This is a genomic window from Comamonas sp. A23, from assembly GCF_004522605.1.
Taxonomy (GTDB): Bacteria; Pseudomonadota; Gammaproteobacteria; order Burkholderiales; family Burkholderiaceae_C; genus Comamonas; species Comamonas thiooxydans.
This window is the reverse complement of the sequence record NZ_RSDT01000024.1, coordinates 1-20,137: the sequence shown is the minus strand read 5'-3', so window position 1 is coordinate 20,137 and position 20,137 is coordinate 1. Positions and strand designations below refer to the sequence as shown.

Here is a 20,137-nt window from a genome sequence, read left to right as displayed (position 1 = left end):
AGTTGGCCAGCAGGCCAGACAGCAGTTCTTCGGGTACGTCGTGTTTCTTGGTGCTCATTGTGCTTACGGACAGGCCGGCTTGCGCCGGCGGTTGATTGTCCGTTTACACAAAATTCTGCACACCCTCGTTCGTGGACCGCCTTCATGACTGTGCCGACGAAGTCGACTTGGTTGTCCATTGCTCCGCCGGGGTATCCCGGTCCGCCGCTGTTGCGGCGTGGGCGGCTGACGCGCTCATCAATGTCCAAGCTATCCGCTGCAGGGACGACTTCAGCAATGTTGAAGTCGCCAGGGTTCACATCGCCGGAGCCATTGAGCATGTCTTCGGCTAGACCACGTTTGTACGTCAGTAGCCGGTCCAGTTTCACATCGAAAGTCGTGAAGTCTTCAGCCCAGACGACCGGGTAGTAGACATAAACGTCCTTCTTCTGCCCGCTGCGATATGCCCGGTCGGTGGCCTGGTCCTCTTTGGCCGGGTTCCAGGTTCGGGTGTAGTGGACCACGTGATTAGCTGCCTGGATGTTCACGCCAAAACCGACCGCAACCGGGGAAAGGACGAGAACACCGAAGCCGGGCGCTTCTTGGAAGGCCTTGATGCGCTTTTGTCGACTGGAGGTGTGGCTGGCTGACGCGCTCGTGTCCCCATTTATGCCGCTGCAACTGGCCAGGAATATCAACGAGGTGCTGAGCATGGATTTCGCCTTGGACAGCCTGTCCAGTGGACGGCGCATCAAGTGTCTGACGGTGGTGGATGACTTCAGCAAGGAGTCCGTGGACATCACGGTGGACTACGGCATCTCGGGCCAATACGTCACGCGCGTGCTCGACCAAGTGGCACGGTTCCGTGGCTACCCGGCAGCAGTGCGAACGGACAATGGCCCAGAGTTCACCAGTCGGGCGTTCCTGGCCTGGACACACAAGAACGGGATTCGACACATCCTGATTGAGCCGGGCAAGCCCATGCAGAACGGCTACATCGAGAGCTTCAACGGCAAGTTCAGAGATGAATGCCTCAACGAGCAGTGGTTTGAAGCGTTGTCACAGGCCCGGGAGTGCGTTGCACATTGGCGGCGGGATTACAACGAGGTCAGGCCGCACAGCAGTCTGGGGCGCATCCCGCCGGCACGATTCGCCCAGCGGCACCTCCAGCGCGCTGGCGGTGCCGCTGGCAGTGAGCAGAAACAAAACTTCGATTAACCTTTAACCCCGGACTTCTCCAATCCATTGGTACGGTCAATGGGGGCAGGTCATCCTCAGAGTCGAGTGGCCACGTCGCTCCATGGGCGGACATCGGCATACTTCGCCTGAAGGTCGAAGAGTGCTGCGTTGTGAGGACCGATTGCCCTGTCCCCAACACAGTCTTCGAGCACCACTGGGCGAAAGCCCCAGCTCATTGCATCCACCACGCTGGCGCGCACACAGCCACTGGTGGTAGCGCCTGCGATAAACAGCGTAGAAATGCGACGCGCAGTCAGCCAAGCGGAGAGCGCTGTTCCGAAGAACGCGGACGGAGCCGTCTTGCGCACCACCAACTCACCCGCGCGAGGCGCAAGGGAGGGAACGATGGCGCTTGCTTGCGCGTCCTCGTGCAGCGTCCGCATCCCTGGAATCTTCTCCACGAACACGTTGCTTTCACTGCCGTCGGCGGGGTAGACGATGCGGCTGTGGGCGATTGGCCAGCCGCTCGCGCGAGCGTGCGCGAGCACAGGAACGGTAGCCTCGACCGCGGGTGCAATGTTGCCGCCGCCGAGCTGCGCAGGGTCGGCGAAGCCATTCACAAAGTCGACGATGAGCAACCCGAAGGGAGCCTGCAGGCCCAGGCTCGCGCCCAGCCCCTGGCGGGCATACACGGCGACGTCATCCGCGTCGTGAGGCTGCACGTTGGACGCGGAACTCATGCTGCAACCTTTCTCGATGCTGAGTGCAGTTCTTCAACCACTTTGCCTTCCCGAACGACATGAACATCGTCGAGCGCCACGCTGCAGTTACGCATGGGGATGTCGATGTGGCACGGCGTGGAGCGAGTTCCTCCCACCTCGTTGTTGGGCCCCATCGAGAACAGGAAGTTGCCGTTGAACGCGCGAGCATCCATGGCGATGGTTGCCTCGCGGTCATAAAGCGACAGCGTGCTCCAGAACGCTCGCTTCTGTAGTCCATAGCCGATGTGCGAGATAGCGTATGCCTCGGGGTCGTTGAAAGATGCCATGTACTCACTGAGCAGTTCGGCATCCAAACCACCTTCGATGCTCGTGGCAAAGCCCTTCTTGATGGTGATGGTGATAGGCGACTGAACGTAGCTCTTCATGGGCAGCAGGATGTCACCCTTGTCGAGAACGATGGTTCCTTCAACCTCGCCTTCGTTCGGCCAGGTGAGAATGAAGCCACTTGGCCAGTGGTCCCAACGCCCCGGCTGGTCAACGAGACCGTACTCCTGCACCACCGGGTACTGTCCCAAGGGCATGCGGACATTCGTGCCTGCCTTCGAGGTGACGTACATCGCCTTTTTGCCCTCAAAGATGCGAGCGGCAGTGGCCACGCGCTCTCGGTCTTCCGGCGTGGGAACAAGACGAACGAGCACCTCAGGCGGCTCAACCGCAAGAAGAATCCGCGTACCCGACTCAAGGAGCTCCTGCTGTTCAGGGGAGAACAACAGGGTCATGAGGTCGAGAACGTAGTCACTGGCCTTCAGTGCCGCCATTGCGGCGCGGTTACCAGTCAAGGGTGTCGTCCCGAGGTACGCCAGCGAATCTCGGCTCAGTGCCTTCTCCCCGTTGATAGGTGGCAGGTCGAGCCGATTGACCACCGCACCGCAAGACGCCGCAGAGATGGTGGCGCAACGCAGCGTCTGAGGGTGAGTGTTGTCGCTGGTGAGGATGGTCACCATGTCGCCTGAGCGCACGCCGGAGAGGCTGAGCACCTGGTCCCAGGCGCGGATGAGTTCTACGTCGCTGACTGGCATGTCATGCTCCTTCAGGGTGGAATGAGAGATTCAGGTACTGGCCGAGCAAGCGGAAGAAGCCCGCCTCATCGTCCCAGGGAATCATGTGACCCGCGTCCGTGGCCACGACCTGTTTCAGCCCGGGTGCAAGGCGGGCGATTTCAGCGGCGTCCTCGTCGAGAATGACGCCGCCGCGCCCGGCAATCATCAGGAGACCAGGAACCGTGAGCGAGGCAAAGTTGGCGTGAACATCGTCGTTGTGAAAGCCGTTCCAGGCTTCCTCGATGGCCTTCTCGTCGCACGTGTGCAGCCACTGTGCACGCAGTCGCAGTTGCGCTTCGGTCCAAGTGGGGGAGAAACGCTTGAGTTCTTCCCACGGCTGCCCCGCAGCCATTAGGCGGATGGAGTCGATGTACCACGCCAGCGGCGCGGGGTAGGGGCGACGACCCGGCCCGCCTACTGGCGGGTCAATGAGGAGGAGCCGGCCAAACCGAGATGGCATATGGGCGGCCGCGCGAACAGCAATTCGGGCGCCCATGGAATGACCCAACACGGTCGCTTCTTGCCAGTCGAGCGCGCTGAGAACAGCGGTGACATCGGTTGCCAGGGCATCCAAGCAGTAGTCGAGCTCAGGACCCGACGAACTCAAGCCGCGGCCACGCACATCGAGAACATGAACGTCAAAGTGTTGTGCGAGAGTCTCCGCCACGAAGCCCCACGTCACAGCCGGGCTGGTGATGCCAGGCACGACGAGGAGCTTCGGACCCTTTCCGCCATAGCGCAAGAGGTGGTGGCGAATTCCGTTGGCGGGAACGTGGAAGCCGTAGAGAAAGGTACTGCTCATCCCAGCGCCTTCTTGGAGTAGCGACCAGACAACAGCGCGCCAGCGCCAGGCACAACTTGCTCGAGGCCGAGTGCGCCAAGCATCGCGTAGGTGGTGGCGACCGCAGCGGTCACGACGGGTTTGCCGGTCAGGGCCTCCACTTGAGCGATAGCGGGAAGCGAAGGCATCTGGACGCACGCTGACAGCACGATGGCATCCACGTCGTCCGTCTTCATGTCTGCCACGATGCCGGGCAGTTTCGACGGGTCATGTCGGCCGACTTCGAGGTTGTCCGGAATCTCAAGCGCCCTCCAGTCAGAAACTTCGAAGCCTTCGTTCTGGATGTAGTCGATGACCAATTCGGTCAGCGGCACCATGTAGGGCGCCACCAATGCGATGCGTTTGACGCCCATGACTTTCAGCGCGTCCACCAAGGCGCCAGCACTGGTAACAACTGGTGCGGCACCCTGGTTGCTAACAGTTGCTTCGCCAAGGCGCGCTTGAGACTGGCGGTGATAGCCGCGACCCATGGCCATGATGGCGACCAGGCAGGCGTAACCCAGAACGTCCACGCGTGCGTCACTCAGCTCCAACGCGCAGCGGTCGGATTCGGCGTCCATCGCCGCGAGCTCTTCCTTCTTCACATGCTTCATGCGCATGCGCGCTGAGTGGAAGGTGAAACGCTCCGGCAGCACCTGCTCGCGCAACCGCAGCATCGCCGGAATCTCCGTTTCCATGGTGGTGTTTGAACTGGGCACAATCTGGCCAATTCGGTAAGGCTTCATGTCTGGAGTCTCTCGTTGGTTAAGGGTTAGAGGGTCAGGGGTTCGCGGTCAGTGCGCCGCGGCGCCCAGATAGGCTTTGCGGACGGCGGGGTCGTGCAAAAGCGCTTGCGCTTTGCCTTCACCAACCACGCGGCCGGTCTCGACCACGTAGCCGCGGTCTGCGATGGCCAGGCTCTGGCGGGCGTTCTGCTCTACAAGCAGCACACCGATGCCGAGTTCTCGAATTCGGCGGAGGGCACTGAACAGCTCGCGACACACGAGTGGTGACAGCCCGAGCGATGGTTCATCCAAAAGAAGGATGTCCGGGTGGGACATCAACGCGCGACCGATGGCAACCATCTGCTGCTCACCGCCGCTCATCGTCCGGACCGTCTGGCTCATTCGAAGGTTGAGCTTTGGGAACAGCGAAACGATTCGCTCCAGCATCTCTGCCTCGCCCGCGCGAGCACGCTTTGGAAGCGCACCCAGTCGTAGGTTGTCCTTCACAGAGAGTTGACCGAAAACACCGCGGCCTTCCGGAACCAGTGCCAGTCCAGCATTGACGATGTCGTGCTGTGGCAGCTTCATCAGGTCCACGCCGTTGAGCGTCGCGCGAGCGCCCGGCTGCGCAGGGACCATGCCGCCAAGCGCCTTCAGCAAGGACGTCTTGCCCGCCCCATTCGCGCCCAGCATCACGACAATCTCACCAGGTGCGACTTGAAGGCTCACTCGGTCAAGCGCGCTGTGTTGACCATAACGAACGGAGATGTCCTTGACTTCAAGCATGGGCCACCTCCTCTTCGGCGTCAGACTCGTCCTCGCCCAGGTACGCAGCGATGACAGCCGGGTTGCTGAGCACCTCGCGCGTTGGCCCGTCCGCAATTTTTTGGCCGCTGCTGAGAACAATGCATCGGGTGCAGAGCGCATTCACCGCGTCCATGACGTGCTCAACCATCACGATGGTGATGCCGTCAGCGCGCATGGAGCGGATGAGCTCGATGCCTTCCTGGAGCTCGGTGGGATTGAGACCTGCAAGCCATTCGTCAAGCAGCAGAAGGCGAGGATGCAGGGCCAACGCGCGCGCCAGTTCAAGTCGCTTCTGGTCGATGTAAGTGAGCTTGCTTGCAGGAGTGTCAGCCTGACTCTGCAACCCCACTTTGGTCAGCAGTGCTATCGCCTGCTTCCGAGCGGCTTTACCGTGCACGCCGTTGGGGTGGAAGGCCAATCCGACCTCCACGTTCTCTGCGCAAGTCAAGCTGCCAAGCACACGAACCAACTGGAATGTGCGCGCGACGCCCATGCGAGCAATGCGATGGCTGGCCAGCCCACTGATGGTTTGGTCGAGGAACTGAATGGTCCCTGACGTAGGAGACAGTGCGCCTGAAACGAGGTTCAGCGCCGTCGTTTTGCCCGAGCCATTGGGTCCCACCAGGCCAATCACCTCGCCCGCGAAGATTTCCATGTCCACGCGGTCCACGGCTACCAGACCGCCAAAACGACGCGTCACCTGCTGCAGTTTGAGAATTGGTGAAGTCATGCTCGTCTCCTGAGCTGCGCAACGGCGCCCACCAAGCCGTTGGGCAACAGGTAGACGATGAGAATGAAGATGAGCCCCAGCAGGATGGGGTAGTGGTTCGGGAAGTTGCCGGAGAGGTACTCAAACAGAAGCACGAGGGGAACGGCACCGAGGATTGGGCCGAACAGGGCACTCGCTCCGCCCAGCAGCGCCATGATTAGCGTCTGGAAGGACACCGTCGCCGAGAAAGCGATGCTCGGGTCGAGGTAGGTCCAACGGGGCGCCATGATGGCTCCGGCCAGGGTCATGAAAGACGCCGACAACATGAACAGCAGTACCTTCGCCGTCGTGGTGTTGATGCCTACGTGACGGGCAACTGTCTCGTCTTCGCCGATGACGCGCAGGGCTAGGCCGAGTCGAGACCTGGAAATCAACACGCGGATGAGGAGGATGAAGGCCAGCAGCGCCAGGAGTTGCCAGTAGATGTCCTGAGTCGTTACGTCAGCGGTCACGTAGCGGCCCAACACCTTGCTGAACTTGACTTCGTACCAGCTCACAAGCTGCTTCACCAGCTCGGCCAGGCCGAAGCTAAAGATGACGAAGTACACCCCAGAGAGTCGAAGCGTCGCAAGACCCACCAACAGCGACATGACAATGCCGATGCCAGTTGCGGCGAGGAGCACCACGGGCCAGGAAACGACCTCGCCGAGGACCGCGGCCGCGTAGGCACCCATGCCAAAGAATGCGACGCTGGCCAGCGAGACGTATCGGGTCGGTCCAGAGAACAAGGCCCAAGCCGTTGCCAGGACTGAGTACATCAACATGTTGAGGTACAACCCGAGGGAGTAGTCACTCTCGATGCCGAACGGAAGCATGGCCAGGGCCACGACGGCGGCGATGGCTGCCGCCCATGCAAATTTTTCTTTCGTGCTCATCGCCCGACGCTCCCAAACAGGCCCGTGGGGCGCACAAGCAGAACCAGCAAAAAGAGTCCGTAGTTGACGGCGAGGATGAGCGCAGGCTCGATGCTGGCGACGATGGTCTCGGCAAAGCCGAGGAGCAGTCCGGCGACCAGCGCACCCATCAGGTTGCCCACGCCGCCCATGATGACGACGATGAGCGCCTTCATGGTGAACATGATGCCCATGGTGGCCGAGAAGGGCAGGAACATGCTCACGAGCACCCCGCAGACTGCCACCAGTGCGCCGCCCAGCCCGTATGCCTGAGCAGCTCGCTGGCGAACGTTAATGCCCACCAGGGGAGCGAACTGAGGAGACACAGCAACCGCCCGGACAGAGGTCCCTACGCGCGTACGATTGAGCAACAGAAACAGGCCAGCAGCTGCGGCTGCCGCGACGCACAGGACGAGCAAGCGGTTTGCAGCGACGGTTCCACCGAGAATCTGCACGGGTTCAGCCAGATAGCTGTAGCTGTGGTAGTTGCCAGTGAACTGCAAAAGCATCAGCCCTTGCACAATGAAAAGCAAACCAAATGTGGCAAGGATTGAGTCCACCTCCAACTGAGGCCCAGCTCCGGTGCGCTTGACCAGCGGCACCATCAGAACGCGGTAAACCAACCATTGAACGCCGAATCCCAGAGGCACTGCGAGCAGCAGTCCCCAAAGAGGCGATAGGCCAAGCTTTGACACAATCCAGGCGATAAAGGCTGCCCCGATGAGGAATTCACCGTACGACAGGTTCATGATGCGAGCGACCCCATATTGCAGAGTCAGCCCCATCGCCACGAGCGCATATAGACCTCCAAGGGTCGCACCCGTCAGCAGCACGTCAACAAAGTTCATCGAAGTCTTTCTGCCTACCCAAGCCTGCGAACAAGCGGCTTGGACAGGCGACGAAGTGAGGGACGCTTAGGACTTCTTCCATGCGGGCTTGGGCATCACGATGGGCTTGGCGCCCTTCTTCGAGATGGGCGCGACACCGTAGTACTCGCCGTTCTGCCACTGGCCGACGTAGAACAGGTCACGAAGAATCTGGTTCTGCAGCTTCACCGTGCCGAAGATGGTCTCGAAGCTGCCATTGCGCAGCTCTTGCGTGACGGCAGCACGGTCGACCTTGCCAACCCGCTCGATGGACTGCTGAAGCATCTGCAGCGAGACCCACACCAGGGGTGCGGTGAAGCGGTCCGGTTCGTAGCCAGTCAGGTCCTTGTGACGTTTGAAGTAGCTCTGAATGACGGGGCTGCCGTAGTCCACACCCCCGAGCCCCATCACACCTTCCAGGTCGGCGCCAAACTTCTGGCCATACGCAGGCAGCGCGGTGCCGATGCCAAGGTACATCGCCTTCGGGTTCAGTCCCTGAACCTTGGCCTGTTCCGTGAGTAGGAAGGTGTCGGGCGGATAGGAGAATGCGATGAATGAGTCAGCGTTCTTGCTCTTGATTTCGTTGATGATGGGCGTCACGTCTTGAACGCCAATGGGATAGGTGTTGTCGTACACCAGCTTGAAGCCATGGCTCTTGATGGCGGCGCGCGCGGCTTTGGCGGCTTCCACACCGAAGCTGTCGGCGATATTGACCATGGCGACCGTGTCACCAATCAGGCCTTCCTTGCGCTTGGCGGCCAGAACGTCCAGCAGCGCCTCGGCATAAGGGATGGCATCGCCTTCGTAGAAGAAGGCGTGCTTCCAGCGCTTCACCAGTGCGGTCGCATCGGCCGGCAGCGCTGCCACGGCCAGCAGGGGATAACCGTGCTTCTCGTAGGTCGGCGCGGCGGCGAGGTTGTTGCCCGTGCCCCATGGAGCCAGCACGAAGTCCACTTTGTCTTGCGACATAAGGCGCTCGGTGTAGCGCACAGCCTCTTCGGTGCTCGAGCGGTCGTCGTACTCAACCACCTCGATTGGAACGCGCTTGTTGAACGCCTTGAGCATGATTCCGCCCGCGTCATTCACCTCTTTGACCCACAGCCGGTAATTGCCCGAGATGGAGGCAGAGACGCCGCCGGCATTGGCGCCCGTCTTCGAGATGGCCCAACCAATTCGCACGGAGTTGGGGGCACCCTGTGCGAAAGCGAGTGGTGCTCCGGCAGAAAGCATCGCGGCTGCGGCCGCGGCCTTGAGCACAGCCCTTCGATGTGTGCCTGCGGCGCTCGCGCCTGGCATCACCGTCTGGGTAGTGGGCTCTTGAATCTTAGAAGACATGACGAGGTCCTTTTTTTGCGGTTGATGAAGCCGGCAACCTGGGTTGACGACCGTTGGGCAGCGCACCTTTTCGGTGCGTTCAATGCTTTGAAGGCCTATCTCCGCCTCATCAGCACCAAAACGATTCACGCCAAATGGTATGCCAAAATGGACGCACCAAATAGGGTTGAAACCGGGCCTGCCTACCAACGCTACGCAATATGCGTGCCTGTCGTGCTTGGCCTCAGCAATGCATCGTGCAAGGATAAAGGATAAAAGCCATTAAAAACAATAAGTTATCCGCAATCTAATTTTTTTTGGTCAACTTTCAAACGCACGGGAAGGTTGCAAGGGAAACTACCTCCTAAGACTTTCCCTAGTGCACAAATCGTTAGTTGGCATACCATTTGCATGGAGACAGCGTCGCAATATGCGATACGACCACCGGCCACTTTCGCCGACTCAGGTGTCGGCGAAAGTGGTCACACTTTTGCTCATGCAACGGTATTTACAGGACACAAATGGCAGTGCAGAACAACACCACCCCCAGCGCCAAGCGCCGATTCCAAAGCCCATTTGACGTGGCGCCCCCCCCCGGCGCCGAGGGCTGGCAGGAGCTCTACCCCTACTACGCTCACATCAGCGAAGAGCGCCGCGCCGTGGAAGAGCAGAAGCTTTGGTACTTCGATGGCATGCACAACCCGGAGCCGCTGTACCCCTTCGACACCATCATGACGGAGAACTGGTGGGTGGCAGCCAGCCAAATGACCACGAAGGTGTGGCCCATTCCGGTGGCAATGGGCATCGACCAACGCATCATCAATGGCTACCTCTACGTCAGCCCGAACTCCATCGACGACCCCGCCGAAGTGGCGCGCCGCGCAGAGCTCTTCAACGAGCGTGCTGGCCACTACTACGAGAACTGGGACACCATCTATGCTGAATGGAAGAAGAAGGCCAACGGCTGCATCGAACGCCTGAAGCAGATTCAGTTCAAGCCGCTGCCGGAGTTCGAGCCTGAGGAGAACGTCTACGGTCACCGCGGCATTTACTCTTCGCACGACCTGCTGAGCTCGTACAACCGGCTCATCGAGAACCTCTTCGAGATGGGCTCGTACCACTTCGAAATGCTGAACCTCGGCTATGGTGCTTACCTGACGTTCCGCGAGTTCTGTCAGCAAGCGTTCCCGGGCATCAGTGACCAGACCATCACCGACATGGTCTCTGGCATCGACATCCTGCTCTTCCGCCCCGACGACGAGCTGCGCAAGCTGGCGTCACGCGCAATCGAGCTGTCGGTGGACGGGGCGCTGCTGGCCAATTCGGACCCTGCTGCAGCGCTGAAGGCTGTTGGCTCGCTTCCGGGTGGCGCCGCTTGGCTAGCTGCGTATGAAGAATCGCGCGACCCCTGGTTCTGGTTCTCGACGGGTGTGGGCTACACGCACTCTGACGCAGTCTGGATGACGGACCCCCGCTTGCCCTTCACCGCCTTGCGCGGCTACATCGAGGCACTGCGCCGTGGCGAAGACATCCGTCGCCCTCTCGACAAAATCATCGAGACGCGCACCCGCGTGACCCAGGAATACCGTGAGCTTCTTCCCACGGAAGATGACCGCGAGGCATTCGACGGCCTGGTCAAGCTCGCACGCACGGTCTATCCTTACGTCGAAGACCACAACTTCTTCGTCGAACACTGGCACCACTCCCTGTTCTGGGAGAAAGTCCGTGAGCTCGGCGAAGTGTTCGTCGCGCACAAGTTCTTTGACGACAAGGAGGACATCTTCTATCTGCACCGCCACGAGGTGTACGACGCGCTGTACGACATGATTATTGGTTGGGCGGTCGGCACTCCTCCTCGTGGCGAGGTGTACTGGCGCCCCATCATTCAGAAGCGCCGAAAGATTCGGGATGCTCTGGCCAAATGGTCGCCTCCGCCGGCCTTGGGTGTGCCTCCGGAGTCCATCACGGAGCCACTCACCATCATGCTCTGGGGCATCACCCAAGAGACCATTCAACAATGGCTCGGCGGCGACACGGCAGAAGACGGCGTGCTGCGAGGCATCGCAGCATCTGCGGGTAAGGTGACAGGGCGCGCACGTCTTATCACCGAGTCCGAGCAGCTATACGATGTGCAAGACGGAGAAATCCTCGTGTGCCGCATCACGGCGCCTAGTTGGGCCCCGGTCTTCCAACGCATCTCGGCCGCCGTCTCAGACGTTGGCGGAATGATGGCTCACACGGCAATCATCTCTCGTGAGTACGGGCTGCCGGCAGTCGTGGGGACCGGCTTCGCCACGGTGAACGTTTCTACCGGCGACCTCATCGAGGTTGACGGAACCGAAGGCACGGTTCGCGTGCTGGAAAAGGCGGTGCAAGTATGAGTGCAGCAGCTCCCTTCGTGCTCTGGTTAGATGACCCCATTGCAAACGGGCATCCGGCTCTGGGTGGCAAGTTCTCGAGCCTTGGTGAGATGACCGCCAGCGGCTTCTCCGTCCCACCAGGCTTTGGCATCACAACCACCGCTTATCGCAGCTTCATGGATGCAGCCGGGCTGAGCGAAGAAGCGCGGCGCGTCAGTGCCGCAGCGGACAAGATGGCCCTGGAAGACATCAAGTCCGAAACCAAAACCTTGATTGCCGGGGTGCTGAACGCTCCCCTGCCTGCTCAACTGGAAGCAGACATCCGCGAGGCGTACGCTGAGCTTGAACGTCGTACGGGTGTGAAGGACGTTCCGGTCGCAGTGCGCTCGAGCGGAGAGTCAGAGGACTTGGCGGGTGCGAGCTTCGCCGGACAGTACGACACGTTCCTGTGGGTGCGTGGCATCGAGTCCGTCTTGCACCACGTCCGTCAGTGCTGGGTGGGAATGTTCGGCGAGGCAGTGCTGTCGTACCGCGTGGATGGACAGGCTGTCATCTCCCGTGGCGACTTCGGCATGTGCGTCGGCATTCAACAAATGGTCCAAGCCCGTGCTGCTGGGGTGATGTTCACCCTCAACCCGCTCAACGGCGACCGTTCCAAGGTCGCCATGGAGGCCGTGTGGGGTCTTGGTGAAGGCGTGGTGAAAGGCGACATTACGCCGTCGCGCTTCATGGTGGACAAAGTCACGCTCGAAATCGTGGAGCGCAAGCGCAGCGACCAGCGCGAGGAGTACCGATTCGACCCCAGTCAGGGTGTCGCCGTTCTGCCTATCGAAGAGACCAGGATTGGCGTGTCGTGCTTGGAGGAATCTCACGTGCTTGCGCTGGCAGAACTGGCCAAGCACATCGAGCGCCGTCGCGGTGCGCCTCAAGACATCGAGTGGGCCGTCGACGTGAACGGCAATGTCCGGGTGCTTCAAGTTCGGCCGGAAACCGTTTGGAGCCGCAAGGCGGCCCAGAGCATCGTCGGAAAGTCGCGCTCGCCGATTGGTCACGTCCTTGCACGTATGGCAGGTAATCAAATTGCAAAGCCAGCTGCAACTGGAGCCAAGGGAGCAGCGTGAAATCCGCGCCGATTAAATACCACCGCGCGACTTCAGTCGAAGAAGCGGTTCAGCTACTTTCGGAGTACGAGCCAGGCGAGGCTCGGGTCCTTGCGGGTGGTCAGAACCTTGTGGCCATGTTGAACATGCGCCTATGGCGACTCACCGCTTTGATTGATGTCAACGCGATTCCCGGACTGTCAGTCATTGAGCCTCGCGGCAACGACATTGTGTTTGGTGCACTTACGCGCCATGCAATGGTCGAGCACTCGGAGCTGGTGGCCCAGCGCCTACCTCTGTTGTCCACGATGATTCGGCACGTTGCAGACCGTCAGGTGCGTAATCGTGGGACCTTGGGCGGTAGTCTGGTGCATGGAGACCCCAGCGCCGAGATGCCCTTGGGATGCCTTGTGCTGAACGCGCGTCTACACGTTCATGGTCCCAATGGTTCTCGAGAGATTGCCATGGAGGACTTTTATGACGGTCCCTACGCTGCAGCCATTGAACCAGACGAGATGCTCACGCAGATAGAGTTTCCGCCCGCACCGCGTCACCATGCGTTCATGGAGGTCGTACGCCGTCACGGCGATTTCTGCGTTCTTTCAGTCGCGGTGGTCGGTGACCAAAAGGACGACGGCACATGGCAGAACGTGCGCATCGGTCTCGGTGGACTCTCCGAGACGCCGGTGCTTGCCCACGCGTTGATGGAAATCGCAGAGGGAACCACCCTGAGCGACGAGGTGATTGCGCGCACCGCTGCTGCTGTCGGCAGCGTCATTGACCCTGCGAGCGACTTCCGGGCTAGCGCGGAGTACAGGGCTCACTTGGCGCCTGTCTATGTTGAACGTGCCCTCAAGGCGCTGCGCAAAAGCGCGCCTGTAGTGCATTAGGGAGATTCAGTTTTGAAGTACGAACAATCCTTCCAGGTGGCGCAGAACATCGCGACTGTCTGGAACTTCTTTTCTCAATTCGACCGTGTCGCGTGGTGCATGCCTGGCCTGCAGAAGGCGGACGTCATTGATGCAGATAGCCTTGATGTGGTGCTCGCCCAACGCGTGGGTCCGATGACGGCCACGTTCCAAGCGCGGGTTCAAATCACTGAGCGTGTGGAGCAGCAGTCGATGGGATTTACTTCCATCGGCAAGGCTGTACGCGGGGCTATCGGCAATTTCCGGAGCACCAACCGTGTGACGCTGGCTTCGGTCGACGATGGACGGGCGACTGCCGTCACAGTAACGGGTGAAGTTGCGCTAGGCGGAGCACTTGGCAGCCTTGGTCAGAAAGTGGTCGCGAAGCAGGCTGAGAAGATGACCGCAGAGTTTGCCAAGCAGCTTGAACGCGTGCTGAGCGAAGGCGACGAGAAGAAGGTTACTGCTGCCGTAGATGCTGCGCCTTCGAATAGCGGCGTGGACTCGACGCCATCGGCTTCCTCATCGCAATCCGGCAGCCAATCTGCTTTTCCAGCACAAATCGTATCCCCTCATCGTGTGGCGCCGAGTCAATCTCCTTCTATGGAGGGAGCGCTGCTCTTCTGGTCACGTCTTACCGCATTTGGGAGTTTGGGCACCTTCGCAGTCGGCTTGGTGCTGCTGTGGCGATTGACTTGATTTCAACATCTGAGTACTCCAGGCGACCCTGACCAACTATTACCCTGCCATGAACGAAGAGATACCCATCAATTTGACTGTCAACGGAGCATACGTGACGGCAACAGCGCCCGCGCGAATGCACGCTGCAGACTTTTTGCGACATCGTCTCGGGAACACTGGAACCCATGTTGGGTGTGAGCAAGGCAAATGCGGAATGTGCACCGTCCAAGTGGACGGCGTGGCGCTGAAGTCGTGTTTGATGCTTGCACCTCAACTTGAGGGAGCATGCGTGAGAACTGTAGAGTCGCTCGCGGTTGACAACAAGCTGAATGGCTTGCAGGCCAGTTTCCACCGGCACCACGCTCTGCAATGCGGTTTTTGTACACCAGGATTTCTGATGTTGGCAACCAGCATCGTGGAGCGCGGAGAGATGCTGTCGCGTGATGAAATCAGAGAAGAAATCAGCGGCGTCCTCTGCCGGTGCACGGGCTACGAGAACATCATCAGTGCAATACACGAGTACTTGCATGAAACCGTGGCGGCCAACCCCCAGTTGGTTGCGAAGGAACAGGTATGAATGCACGTATGCACCCTGAGCTTCGCGACGAGCTTGGGGCTCAAGGACAGAACCACGGTTCTCCCGCTGCTCGCGCCTTCGGCAAGAGCATGCCTCGTAAGGAAGACGAGCGATTGCTCCGAGGAGACGGAAAGTTCGTCGATGATGTTCAGTACGCGCATCAGTTTGAGATGGCGGTGCTTCGTTGCCCATTCCCGCACGCGAGAATCCGTTCTGTGGATACGGAGGCGGCTCTCGCGCTGCCAGGCGTGCGCCACATCCTGACCGCCAAGTCGGTACGAGACCTCAGCGACCCACTCACCGTTCTGCGCCCGGTGCCCAATGCACCTAGTCTTCCCTACTACGCTCTTGCACAAGACGTAGCCTTGTATGAGGGACAACCCGTTGTTAGCGTCGTCGCGACAAGCAGAGCAGTGGCGGAAGACGCGCTGGAGCTAATCGACGTCGACTACGAACCTTTGCCTCACGTGAGTGACGCACTTGCCTCGTTGGAGGAGGGCGCACCGGTACTTCACCCAGGTTCTATGAAGTCGAATCTGATGGCGCGCCAAACTGATGCTGCTGGCGATGCAACCGCCCGCATGCAAGAGGCCGTTCACATCATCGAAGACACGATGCGCGTCAACCGCGTGACCCCCCTTCCAATGGAAACGCGCGGCATCGTGGCCTCCTGGCGCCCGGGTGCTCATGAGCTTCTGGTGTACTTGTCCACTCAAACGCCGCATCTGGTGCGCAAGCAGCTTGCTGAGTCCTTGCGGCTATCGGAGTCTTGCATTCAGGTAGTTGCCCGGGATGTAGGCGGTGGATTCGGTCAGAAGCTCGGCGCATTTCCTGAGGACGTGCTCGCCTGCTTGCATGCAATGATTCTGCGTCGACCCGTCAAGTGGATTGAAGACCGCATGGAGCACTTCCGTGCCAGTACGCATGGCCGCGAGTCAGTGCATCGGTTCCGCTTGGCCGCCGACGAGGAGGGAAACTTCACCGGAATCATCAATGACTACGTGACAGACATCGGTGGCTGGAACTCGCCGTTCGGTTCGGCTCAGCTTGCCAGTGTGGTGTTTACAGGTCCCTACAAAGTGCCCGATGCGTCAGTCACACGAGAGGTGGTTCTGACCAACAAAACCCCTGTCGGTGCTTACCGCGGCTACGGCCAGCCAGAGGTCAACTTCGCTCTTGAGGTGCTGGTTGACCGGATGGCACGCAAGATGGGCAGAGACCCGTTCGACCTGCGGATGCAGAATCTGCTGCAGCCTCAGGACCTTCCTTGGACTACCCCCAGTGGTGCTGTCTACGACAGTGGGGACTATCCTCGGTCCCTGCGCATGGCGGCTGAAGCTGTGTCATACGAAGCACATCGAATGACTTCGCGGTTGCCCCGAGCAGATGGCCGCATCGTAGGTATTGGATTCTCGTCATTCGTCGAACGAACTGGCTACGCCAGTGCCCGCTTTCTTGCTAAACGTGGGTCGCAGTTCGGCGCGCATGAAAGCGTGACCTTGCGCGCCAACCGTTCTGGCGGCGTTGACGTGTACACCGGCGTGTCTTCCATAGGTCAGAGTGGTGAGACAGCAATCGCACAGCTTTGCTCTGAGGCCCTTGGCATCGACTACGAGCATATCTGCGTGCACTCCGGTGACACTGCTACCTCTCCCCTGAACACCGGTGCATTCGCATCGCGCACTCTGATTGCGGTGGCGGGAGCTGTGCGAGAGGCGGCGCAAGCTTTCCAAGCCAAAATACTGCGACTGGCGGCCTGGACTTTGGAGACCTCGCCCGACAAACTGAGCGTTGATGGCGACGTTGTGCGCTTCAAATCAGGGCCCACCCAAAGTGTGCCTCTATCGCAGGTTTTCACGCGTGCCATCGTTGGTCAGGGAATCCCTGCTGATGAATCGCCGGGCCTCGAGGCTACGTCACACTACGAGCCGCCAGACGCAGCTTTCGCCTTCGGCGCGGCCGCGGCGGTGGTAGCCGTCGACCCCATCACTGGTGAGTTCCAGATTGAACGGTTTCTCATCGTTCATGACTGCGGCGTGGTCGTGAACCCCAAGGTCGTCGACGGGCAAGTGCGAGGCGCGCTGGTTCAAGGACTGGGGGCGGCATTGGGCGAAGAGCTTCGGTATGACGAGGAGACTGGCCAATTGGTCAGCGGCTCGATGCTGGACTACTTTGTTCCCATCGCGGCGGACGTACCACCCATCGACATGCTTCACACTGAGGTCCCTTCGCCGGTCACACCGTACGGAGTTCGGGGTGTGGGTGAGGTGGGCACCATTCCGCCAGGCGCTGCTATCGTCAATGCCATTTGCGATGCGCTCAGCGCCCAGGGTGTGGAAATCTCTTCGTTGCCTATTACTCCGGAAGCGGTGTGGCGCGCGATGGAACGGGCCAAAGCCCAACAGTCAGGAGTGAATGCATGAATCCAACTGTGCGCGGACGTTACGCGGACCCCAGCTTCACGCAGCTCGAGTTGGAGGCCACCAAATGGCTTGACGGTTTTTATCAACTCGAGCACTTGTTCAATACACGCTACTGGGTGATTGAGCTCACCAATGGAGCTGCCTCGGAAGCGCTGAAGTTGGCGGCCATTACTCACGATGCTGAGCGATTCTTCCCAGGCGGGCCCTCAGGTACGCCGGATGCGGGATTTGACGACCCTGACTATCTATTCGCTCACTCCATCCGCTCTGCGGACTTCATTGAGAAGTGGTTGAGAGAGCAGGGGCCTGAGGGCGGTGAGCCTTTCATTCGTCAGGTCCGGCGATTGGTGCTGCGCCACGAAATCGGCGGTGGCGACGAGGCTGACATCCTTTCAGCGGCGGATGGGCTCTCGTTCCTGGACATTTTCGACTGGCTGACAGTCGACTGGGTCCGCAAAGGCATCTTCTCGCCCGACGGTGCGAGGGAGAAGTTGCGTTGGAGCATTGAGCGAATTCGCCCGCAGCGCGCTGTTCAGCTCGCGCTGCCCCTGTACGAACGTGCAATTGCCACTCTTGCGTCATGGGAAACAGTGGATGTCGACCTCGAGTGGCGTCGCAAAGTGGCCAGTGACCGCAGCTATCAACTAGGTTCCAATTGAACGCGGGGCTTTCGGGCCCTCGTTTTTGGAATGTTGACTTCGGAGGCCAGCGGGCCTGCGTCCGAGAGATGCATCGACGCCAGCGAGCGCGATTTGTCTACGTGCTGAGTCATGAGCCACTTCGCTAGAGCGTAATCGCCCTTGTTGATGGCAGAGTAAATGGACTCGTGTTGAGTCTGCGCCTCTTGCAGTTGCTCCGGGGTGTAGGCGTACCGAGAGCGGTGCGTGATGGTAACGGCCAGCACTTGGCGAGTAATCGTGTTGAGCAGGTGACTGCCGGCCGCATCCAAGATGGACTCGTGAAACTCCAAGTCAGCCTGCGTCTGCTCGATGGGCGTGGACTGTTCATTCAACTTCAAATAGCGCCGCAACGAATGTTCCACCTTGGGCACGTTTGAGCGGTCCGGATTGCTGGCCGCACATTCTGCAGAGAACCCCTCCAGCAGCCCGCGGAGAGAGTACACCCGGCGCAAGTCGTCCTGAGAAAAGTGCGCCACCAAAGCAGTACGGTTGTGTCGCAGACGGACTAGGCCTTCGCCTTGCAGAACGAACAACGCCTCGCGGACTGGGGTCCTGCTGACATTGAGTTCCTGAGCCAAGACGCGCTCCGGGATGCTACTGCCTGGCTTGAGCACGCCCGACAAAATTGCCTTACGAATCACATAGGCAACGGGGTCGCTGAGGCGACGGGTTGGAAGGTCCCGCTGAGAGCCCTTGACGGATTCGAATTCTGAGTAGAGCTGTTGGAAGTACTGGAAAGGCATTGAGCAACTCGAGCAAAAGTCAGCCACTGTGTACCCCTAGCAGCGCGGCAATGCCGTGCCAGTCTAGGCTGCGAAATGCATGGCGAGTACCAAAATAATGATTTTACGTAGACACCCCTCACATTGGGGCCGAATCGTGAAAACCCTTAGCGTTCCGTACCTGCGCGGCTGTAGTTTTTTATCGTGGAGCGTCACAGGGGCGTTGGTCAGCGCTTTGGAGTACAGTTTGCTTGGTCGGCTACGGGCTGACTCAGCTAACACCGCCTATAACCCACCACGGGTCTACCACCGAATTCGACAAGATACTCGTGATGTCTTGTAGTACGCGGCGGGAAGAAGGGCTGACAGGGGTTCGAGTCCCACACCCGTGGTCTGCCACCCTTTCGACATCAACAGAAGGTTGCTTATGGCGACTGTGTCTGTGCTGACGCCGGCGTCAATCGTCAGGGCATTCTCGGCCGGATTCGTTTCAGCTGCGCTGATAACTTCCGGTCGACATAGTCACTCGTGACAAGAGGATTTTCATGATAATGTCTCTCGCTGCAGCCTCTCAAGTGGCCTGCGTTCCAAACTAAGCCTCTAGTTTCTGCTGCAATTCCAGGTAAACCTGTGGGGCGGACAAACCGTATGTGGGGTCACTGGCGACAAAGTTTGCGGCTGTGTGCGGTGGCCAGTCGGCAGCGTCATCATCGATAGCAACCCACGCGGAGGGTTGCCGTCTGCCAACATCACCAAGAACCTGATGAACCCTTGGTGAGGAGGTAAACCAATCTCTCTGCATGCCAGTGTGAAACGTTGCTCCGATGGCCCGGTCCTGGAGCGACCGAGGCAAGTAACTAGCTGCTGCGGTGAAACCCAGGACGCGGACCCAGCTCGTTGAAAGAACGATGAGAACATCGGGATAGGGCTCCATCAAATCAACGAGCACGTTGGCGTTCTCGAACAGATGGTGATTTTCAAGACCTAGTGCCAGATAAATGCCTTTGCGTGGGGCTCGCCAAACAGCCTCAGGGTGCAGCACTCCGTCGTAGTCAAGGTACAGGACTTTGCGACCGTATCCCTTGTGCTGTTGCGGTGGTCGGCTGTAGAAAAAGCGCTCCCGCATGGTCAGTGCCCATCCACGGGGAGTCGCTCAACATTGTCGCCAGATTGGCGCCCTTGATTCGCTACCGCGCAACCTTTCACCGCAAGCGCTCCCAAGCGCGAAAGAGGAAGTAATGCTCCCCGGCGCTGGCCGTTTGGCAGGCCTTTGGACCCCAAAAATTCAACGCCGCGCAATTGGTCGACAAGGTACGACGGGCGGATACCCATGGCGTGTGCCAGGTCTGCCAGCGGCAGATACTGACGTCGAAAAGCCAGCAGATGGGCGTGTCCGAATTTTTGTGTAAACGGTTCGGACTTCAATTGACGGAGATGCGGTCTCCGAACTGAATGGTAAAGCGGGTCAGCGCAGCCTTCCAATCCCGGATGGGCATGGTCCACTTCTGACTG

Annotated in this window: 18 protein-coding genes and 2 pseudogenes; 8 read left to right on the top strand and 12 right to left on the bottom strand. The window is 59.6% G+C overall.

Going from position 1 to position 20,137, the window contains the following annotated elements; genetic code table 11:
* Nucleotides 1-269: 269 nt before the first annotated feature.
* A pseudogene (locus EIC84_RS25275) lies at nucleotides 270-650 on the bottom strand (helicase-related protein); the annotation flags it as partial.
* 4 nt (nucleotides 651-654) lie between these two features.
* Between EIC84_RS25275 and EIC84_RS25270 the strand changes: the two are divergent.
* Nucleotides 655-1,167 (top strand): annotated as a pseudogene (locus EIC84_RS25270) (integrase core domain-containing protein); the annotation flags it as partial.
* An 86-nt stretch (nucleotides 1,168-1,253) separates the two neighbouring features.
* Here EIC84_RS25270 and EIC84_RS25265 read toward each other — a convergent pair.
* The 9 genes from EIC84_RS25265 to EIC84_RS25225 all read right to left on the bottom strand — a co-directional run bounded on the left by EIC84_RS25265 (nucleotide 1,254) and on the right by EIC84_RS25225 (nucleotide 9,117).
* Entirely contained in the window at nucleotides 1,254-1,898 is a 645-nt protein-coding gene (locus EIC84_RS25265; protein ID WP_003067084.1) for an isochorismatase family protein, read from the bottom strand.
* On the bottom strand, nucleotides 1,895-2,959 hold the full coding sequence (locus EIC84_RS25260) for a hypothetical protein (RefSeq protein WP_003067081.1): 1,065 nt from the start codon (nucleotides 2,957-2,959) through the stop codon (nucleotides 1,895-1,897). The genes EIC84_RS25265 and EIC84_RS25260 overlap by 4 nt, the downstream gene beginning before the upstream one ends.
* A 1-nt stretch (nucleotide 2,960) precedes the next feature.
* Entirely contained in the window at nucleotides 2,961-3,782 is an 822-nt protein-coding gene (locus tag EIC84_RS25255) for an alpha/beta fold hydrolase (RefSeq protein ID WP_003067078.1), read from the bottom strand.
* Nucleotides 3,779-4,546: a hypothetical protein gene (locus tag EIC84_RS25250; RefSeq protein WP_003067076.1), complete on the bottom strand. Its 768-nt coding sequence runs from the start codon at nucleotides 4,544-4,546 to the stop codon at nucleotides 3,779-3,781. The genes EIC84_RS25255 and EIC84_RS25250 overlap by 4 nt, the downstream gene beginning before the upstream one ends.
* 48 nt (nucleotides 4,547-4,594) lie before the next feature.
* Nucleotides 4,595-5,311 (bottom strand): ABC transporter ATP-binding protein, encoded by a 717-nt coding sequence (locus tag EIC84_RS25245; RefSeq protein ID WP_003067073.1) that lies wholly within the window; start codon nucleotides 5,309-5,311, stop codon nucleotides 4,595-4,597.
* Nucleotides 5,304-6,062, bottom strand: a complete 759-nt coding sequence (locus tag EIC84_RS25240; RefSeq protein ID WP_003067069.1) for an ABC transporter ATP-binding protein — start codon at nucleotides 6,060-6,062, stop codon at nucleotides 5,304-5,306. Before EIC84_RS25240 ends, EIC84_RS25245 begins: the two co-directional genes overlap by 8 nt.
* Nucleotides 6,059-6,976, bottom strand: coding sequence for a branched-chain amino acid ABC transporter permease (locus tag EIC84_RS25235; RefSeq protein ID WP_003067067.1), 918 nt, complete (start codon nucleotides 6,974-6,976; stop codon nucleotides 6,059-6,061). The genes EIC84_RS25240 and EIC84_RS25235 overlap by 4 nt, the downstream gene beginning before the upstream one ends.
* A complete protein-coding gene (locus EIC84_RS25230; protein ID WP_003067063.1) occupies nucleotides 6,973-7,842 on the bottom strand; it encodes a branched-chain amino acid ABC transporter permease in 870 nt (289 codons plus the stop codon). Before EIC84_RS25230 ends, EIC84_RS25235 begins: the two co-directional genes overlap by 4 nt.
* A gap of 66 nt (nucleotides 7,843-7,908) precedes the next feature.
* Nucleotides 7,909-9,117, bottom strand: coding sequence for an amino acid ABC transporter substrate-binding protein (locus EIC84_RS25225; RefSeq protein WP_003067059.1), 1,209 nt, complete (start codon nucleotides 9,115-9,117; stop codon nucleotides 7,909-7,911).
* A gap of 578 nt (nucleotides 9,118-9,695) precedes the next feature.
* Between EIC84_RS25225 and EIC84_RS25215 the strand changes: the two genes are divergently transcribed.
* From EIC84_RS25215 to EIC84_RS25185, 7 genes are read left to right on the top strand one after another with little or no spacing between them, the layout of a single operon-like run.
* A complete protein-coding gene (locus EIC84_RS25215) occupies nucleotides 9,696-11,555 on the top strand; it encodes a PEP-utilizing enzyme (RefSeq protein ID WP_003067053.1) in 1,860 nt (619 codons plus the stop codon).
* On the top strand, nucleotides 11,552-12,655 hold the full coding sequence (locus tag EIC84_RS25210) for a PEP/pyruvate-binding domain-containing protein (protein WP_003067050.1): 1,104 nt from the start codon (nucleotides 11,552-11,554) through the stop codon (nucleotides 12,653-12,655). The genes EIC84_RS25215 and EIC84_RS25210 overlap by 4 nt, the downstream gene beginning before the upstream one ends.
* The gene (locus tag EIC84_RS25205; RefSeq protein ID WP_003067048.1) at nucleotides 12,652-13,524 is read left to right on the top strand and encodes a xanthine dehydrogenase family protein subunit M; all 873 of its coding nucleotides are present in this window, start codon (nucleotides 12,652-12,654) and stop codon (nucleotides 13,522-13,524) included. Before EIC84_RS25210 ends, EIC84_RS25205 begins: the two co-directional genes overlap by 4 nt.
* Nucleotides 13,525-13,536: 12 nt before the next feature.
* Complete coding sequence (locus EIC84_RS25200) at nucleotides 13,537-14,241, top strand: CoxG family protein (RefSeq protein WP_003067046.1); 705 nt, start codon at nucleotides 13,537-13,539, stop codon at nucleotides 14,239-14,241.
* Nucleotides 14,242-14,290: 49 nt separating this feature from the next.
* A complete protein-coding gene (locus tag EIC84_RS25195) occupies nucleotides 14,291-14,800 on the top strand; it encodes a (2Fe-2S)-binding protein (protein WP_080554180.1) in 510 nt (169 codons plus the stop codon).
* Nucleotides 14,797-17,223 (top strand): xanthine dehydrogenase family protein molybdopterin-binding subunit, encoded by a 2,427-nt coding sequence (locus EIC84_RS25190; protein WP_003067041.1) that lies wholly within the window; start codon nucleotides 14,797-14,799, stop codon nucleotides 17,221-17,223. Before EIC84_RS25195 ends, EIC84_RS25190 begins: the two co-directional genes overlap by 4 nt.
* A complete protein-coding gene (locus EIC84_RS25185) occupies nucleotides 17,220-17,882 on the top strand; it encodes a hypothetical protein (RefSeq protein WP_003067040.1) in 663 nt (220 codons plus the stop codon). The genes EIC84_RS25190 and EIC84_RS25185 overlap by 4 nt, the downstream gene beginning before the upstream one ends.
* Here EIC84_RS25185 and EIC84_RS25180 read toward each other — a convergent pair.
* A complete protein-coding gene (locus EIC84_RS25180; RefSeq protein ID WP_003067035.1) occupies nucleotides 17,864-18,646 on the bottom strand; it encodes a GntR family transcriptional regulator in 783 nt (260 codons plus the stop codon). The genes EIC84_RS25185 and EIC84_RS25180 overlap by 19 nt on opposite strands.
* Nucleotides 18,647-19,217: 571 nt before the next feature.
* Complete coding sequence (locus tag EIC84_RS26640) at nucleotides 19,218-19,751, bottom strand: HAD domain-containing protein (RefSeq protein WP_003067032.1); 534 nt, start codon at nucleotides 19,749-19,751, stop codon at nucleotides 19,218-19,220.
* Between the last annotated feature and the right edge of the window lie 386 nt (nucleotides 19,752-20,137).